A 5221-nucleotide genomic window follows, 5' to 3' on the forward strand; every position below is an offset into this window, starting at 1 on the left:
TATAATCACCCCAATGAACAAAGTGAAGAAGGGCGCACTTATACAAACTTCGTTTGTGTGCGGTTTGCGTTGCAAACAAAGAGCATATTCGCTTGTTGCGAATATAAAAATTAAAATCCTTCATTCGCTGATGTGCGAATGAGTATCCGTCTTGTGACGAATACAAAAACTCATCGTAAGAGATTAATTATTTCTCATTGGCAAAATGCCATTTCGTCTAATTAATTTCTTACGATTCCATAATAAAAATTCTCCCACCTTACGGTACGATCATTTTTATTACGGCTACTACAAAATCTTTTGAAAAGGAGGTTCAAGCATATGGCAATCTATCACTTCTCAGCACAAATGATTTCCAGAGGAAAAGGACAATCAGCAATTGCGTCAGCTGCCTATCGTTCTGGTCAGCGTTTAGTTGATGAACAAACTAATGAAAGTAAATTTTACAAAAGAGAAGTGAAGCCGGAAACCCATATTCTTGCTCCTGAAAATTCCCCTGTTTGGGTTAAAAATCGTGAGATTCTTTGGAATGAAATTGAACGTTCTGAGAAAAGAAAGAACTCTCAATTAGCCAGAGAAATAAATATTGCTTTACCTAAAGAACTTTCCAATCAACAACAAACTGAATTAATCAAAGGCTACATCCAAGACCAATTTGTAGATAAAGGCATGGTTGCTGATATCGCTATTCATAGAGATGACTCCAACAATCCTCACGCTCACATAATGTTAACAACACGAGAAATTTCAGAAGAAGGCTTTACTACAAAGAATCGTGATTGGAACAAAAAAGAACTGCTGGAGCAGTGGAGAGAACAATGGTCAGAATACGCAAATAAAGCATTAGAACAATCAAACATCAAAGAACGAATTACACATAAATCTCACGCTGAACGTGGACTTGAAATCTTACCTACGGTTCATATGGGGCATGTCGCTTCTGATATGGAGAAAAAGGGGATGAAAACTGAGCGAGGTAATATTAATCGTGAAGTACAAAAGCATAATGCTATTGTTTATGACTTACAAAGATACCGCCAAGAGAAGCAACAAATAGAAGCAGAGTTAAAACAACAGGAGCAAAAGAAGTCTGTAGAATTAACTACTGAAGAACAAAAAAATGTGGAGGCAGCCAAACAAATTATTGGCGAAATTCCAACGGTAGCAACAATTGCCAACTATAGAAAATCATTAGAAGTACAGACCGAACAACAAAGAAAAGCACTAGAATCTTTAAAGACAAAAAATCACATAGTTTCTATTGCAGAACAAGCAGAAAAACAGCTTTCTCATTATGAAAAAACATTAGAAGAATTAAAGGGAAAACTTGATAAAGTAGGATTTTTCCAACGTAAGGAAAAAGAAAATTTGCGTGCTAGTATCAACACTTTACAAGATAAAATCATCAGCCAGCATGACCACTTAAATACATGTTTAAAAGAAGCTGGTTTATCTGCACGTGAAGAGATCCAGTTAGCTAAAAAGCAATTAAGTAAACAAATTGATACGTCTACTCGAACTTTAAACGGGAGCATCTTAAAATCTGTAGACCAAAAACAAATACTAAACCAGACAGAAGAAATACTAAAGCAAAAGCTAATTCGTAAAGTAGCTATCCAATATCCTGAATTGAAAACAGCAGGACAATATTTGGATTACAAGACAGCATCTAAATTGAACCGACTAAATGAGAAACAAGGAAAAACTATATCGCTCGACAACATAAAACATACTTTAGAACAAAGACAGCATAAAATTGAATTAAATCGAGAAGGTATTCAAAACTATAATCTGGCTGTTCGGAATGCTCAAAATGCAGAAAGTTATTTTAATCATCTTACTGAACTAGAAAAACGAATTGAACGAATCGAATCGAATCCTTACTTAAAAGGAAAAATTCTGTTTTCCAAGGAAGAACAACAAGCTTATCAGAAAGATTTACAAAAACGAGAACAGTTAACTCAAGCTATTCGAACCATCGGTTATGAAGATCGGGAGCATTTGGAACAACATAAAAGAGAAATAGAGAAAGTTGCTCCAGCACTTGAAAAAGTTCAACAAGAAACGCAAAGCCTAAGCCAAAGCAATGACTTTCTTTCAGCCATCCTAGAAGGGGTAGAACAAGCCCAAAAGCAGGAACACAAAGTAAATGCTAAGCAAAAACCAAAGCAACGCTTAAAAGGGCAAAACATTGGGTTAGAAAGGTAATCATGCTATATTCAAAAAAGCTACAGATGTGACAGCATCTGTAGCTAGCCTACTCTTTTAAGAATTGGCTCTATATTTTATAGATCAGTGAAATGACCTCCAAACAGCGCCAAGCCGTAGGGAGGTCATTTTTTATTTCTTATAGAGATTTGTTTATAAAAACAGATAATCAATCAAATAATACAAAAAAGGAGTTGAATACAAAATGAAGAAAATGATTACTGCAATGATATTATTAGTTGTTTTAGTAATGGGAATAAGCACAAATTCAATTCAAGCTAAGGAACCAGCAAAAGAATCATGGAGCAAATATCCTGATAACTCTAGTGAAAAGTTTGCTAGTCCAAATTCTTTTTATAGCTCAATAGACCAAAAACAATATACTGAATACAAGAACGCTAAAATTAACATTAGAGAAAAAGTCTCTTTTAAAGATGTGAACAAGGTGTTGTCAAAAGTAGATGAGTTTATTGGTGAAAATCGAGTTTCAGGTGATGGTTTTCATCCTAATAGACAAGTATATGTTTATTTAACAGTATCTGAAAATGGTAAAGATATAAAAAATATAATTGTTGATGCTGAAACAAAAAAAGTTCTTTTTAAATCCGAACCTTTAATAAAACGATAAAAAGGTTGCCTTTGGGTAGCCTTTTATTTCATTTTCCACTGCATTTCATACTTTGCAAAGACCTGGATTAGATCATCCACTAGTTTTTCATTTTCCTCCCCAGACAAAGGCTTTTTTGCGTAATCCCTTTTGTATTCAAATCCTACATACCAAGTGCGGTTCATATCAAATTCCCCATTTATGATTTTTTTTGAATCATCAAATTCCATAACTATCAACTCCCCCTTTAAAGTGTATACAAAGCCCGTAGAAGGCCGTTATCCATTTAACACCTTTAAATGCGTTATTTTAAAAAAGGGCTCAATATAACCCCTTTAAAACGTTCTCAATGCTATTAGTAAGGAGTATCATCATCATTATCTTTATTTTTCTTATCTAATGTTCTTTCAATTAATCTTTGAGATATAATTTTTTGTGTTTCAGACTTGGATTTAATATTAAATACAACTTCGAAAACACTTCTTCCCTTTTTAATCGTATCGTATGTAATCGTAATGTCAGTTAATTTATTGATTTCTTTAATAGCTTGTTCTATCACAAAACGCTTGAAATCAACCCATCTAGGTAATGTATCATCATCTAGATTTAGGACTTTCCTTAATTCATCCACTTCATAAATAATCCCTTGGACATTTTCGTAAGACTTTAATATTTCATAGAGCCTAATACTATATTGGCTTTTCATAGTCATTACATATAAGTAATTATATTTAGTGAAAAATTGCTTCAACTGCAACAAATGAGGCTTTAAATCTTTATCCAATTTAATATCAATTATGTCTTTCTTATGGTCTATAACTACTTTGTCGATCCACCTCATTAACACTTCCGTACCATCTTCTTGTTCCATCCAAAAACTTTTGTCGCTTATCTTTTTCAGGGAACTTTTAATAATCGAATAGTTTTTCCCACTTCTATCGCTGATTTGGCAAATTTTACAGTAATCCTTAATTGAAAAACGATACGTTTTAAAATCATCATCTTTTGGCTCAATCATTTGGATTACGTGCAATATCAATTTTTGTTCAACCAATGTTAAATCAAAACGAGTTTTTTGAATTAGATGATTAGATTTAACAACGGGGAAATTACGTGTTTCCATTTCTTTTAATTTTGGTACTCTATCAGATAATTTTTCTAATCTCCTTGCCATTTCTTTATTCCTTTCATAACTCTTGATATAACTATCATATTTAAAAGTGAGTTAAAAAACAAGTTTTTCTAAAAAACTCACTTTAAGTGCACCAAAACTCACTTTAAGTGCACCAAAACTCACTTTTAAGTGCACCAAAACTCACTTTAAGTGCACCAAAACTCACTTTTAAATTTTTGAGACTTACAGCCCCAAGGGTTTCAAGCTCCTATAAATAAGTAAAAAGGTTTTAAAAATCTTTAAAAAATAACTATATTATTAAAAGTTAAAATTATGTCCCTTAATTTTTTATATCAATCCGAATATTTCTTCAAATTAATAACATATATAATAAAAAATGGAAAAACAAAGAATGTTTAGGGAGGTATATATTGTGCAGGAGGAAGTAAAAGCTATTTTAATAGGTTTTGTTGCTCTGATCTCTGCTTATTTGACTGTATTTTCTTTATGGTTTTGTTTAGTTGCAATAATATTAGGAGTTATAGGATATAAACAAGCAAAAAAAATTAAAGAGAGAAAAAACAATTATATTTTTATGGGGAAAATCTTAAATAGTATAGGCATTTTGTCTTCTATATTATTATTTATGTATTATGTAACTGGTCCCATTTAATTTCGATTTTAAAGAAGAAAATACATCCTTTTATAAATAGAGTTAGATAAAGATACCGATTTTGATAAATTTCAAAATCGGTATCTTTTATCTAACCTAGAGTAGAAACACAATAAAATATGGATTAAGATTCTTTTGAACTCTGGACTTGAATCCCTAGTATATTTCTAGCTTGATTAATGTCCATGGCATTTACTCTATCTTTATTTTCCAAAATAGATTTTTGGAAAGAAGCAATCAACTTAATAGTTTCTTCTTCTCCTGTTATTCCTAAATGTTTTTCTAATAATCCACCCATTCTAATTAGCTTTTGTGTTCTTGCCTTTCTTTCCTTTTGTTTTAATTGGTTAGCAAGCCTTTGCTTCTCGGCTTGCATCTTCTTAATTTTTTCATCCATCTCTAATAGTCTTTCTTCTTCTGTCTTTCGAGCCAAAGCTCTCACTCCCCTACCGCCTTGTTTTTCTCTATTATAATCAAACTATCGCAGAAACACTAGAATTACATAATAGTATCTTCACTCTGCCTGTGGTATAATCACCCCAATGAACAAAGTGAAGAAGGGCGCACTTATACAAACTTCGTTTGTGTGCGGTTTGCGTTGCAAACAAAGAGCATATTC

5 protein-coding genes are annotated in these 5221 nt (G+C 32.3%); 3 read left to right on the top strand and 2 right to left on the bottom strand.

All coding sequences use genetic code 11. The features are described 5' to 3' along the window. The first annotated feature begins 321 nt into the window (after positions 1–321). Both mobQ and AB0G52_RS40745 read left to right on the top strand, forming a co-directional pair. The gene (mobQ, locus tag AB0G52_RS40740; protein ID WP_350623818.1) at positions 322–2208 is read left to right on the top strand and encodes a MobQ family relaxase; all 1887 of its coding nucleotides are present in this window, start codon (positions 322–324) and stop codon (positions 2206–2208) included. A 205-nt stretch (positions 2209–2413) separates the two neighbouring features. Further along, positions 2414–2836, top strand: a complete 423-nt coding sequence (locus tag AB0G52_RS40745) for a hypothetical protein (protein WP_350623821.1) — start codon at positions 2414–2416, stop codon at positions 2834–2836. A gap of 334 nt (positions 2837–3170) precedes the next feature. On the opposite strand, the gene AB0G52_RS40750 is transcribed toward AB0G52_RS40745, so the two are convergent. Continuing rightward, positions 3171–3989 (bottom strand): replication initiation protein, encoded by an 819-nt coding sequence (locus AB0G52_RS40750; protein ID WP_350623823.1) that lies wholly within the window; start codon positions 3987–3989, stop codon positions 3171–3173. A 373-nt stretch (positions 3990–4362) separates the two neighbouring features. Here AB0G52_RS40750 and AB0G52_RS40755 point away from each other — a divergent pair, with 373 nt between their 5' ends. Beyond that, positions 4363–4602, top strand: coding sequence for a hypothetical protein (locus AB0G52_RS40755; protein WP_350623825.1), 240 nt, complete (start codon positions 4363–4365; stop codon positions 4600–4602). Positions 4603–4726: 124 nt separating this feature from the next. Here AB0G52_RS40755 and AB0G52_RS40760 read toward each other — a convergent pair whose 3' ends face one another. Continuing rightward, positions 4727–5044 (bottom strand): hypothetical protein, encoded by a 318-nt coding sequence (locus AB0G52_RS40760; protein WP_350623827.1) that lies wholly within the window; start codon positions 5042–5044, stop codon positions 4727–4729. Between the last annotated feature and the right edge of the window lie 177 nt (positions 5045–5221).

It is taken from the genome of Streptomyces sp. NPDC021562, assembly GCF_040640875.1.
In the GTDB taxonomy this organism is placed as follows: domain Bacteria; phylum Actinomycetota; class Actinomycetes; order Streptomycetales; family Streptomycetaceae; genus Streptomyces.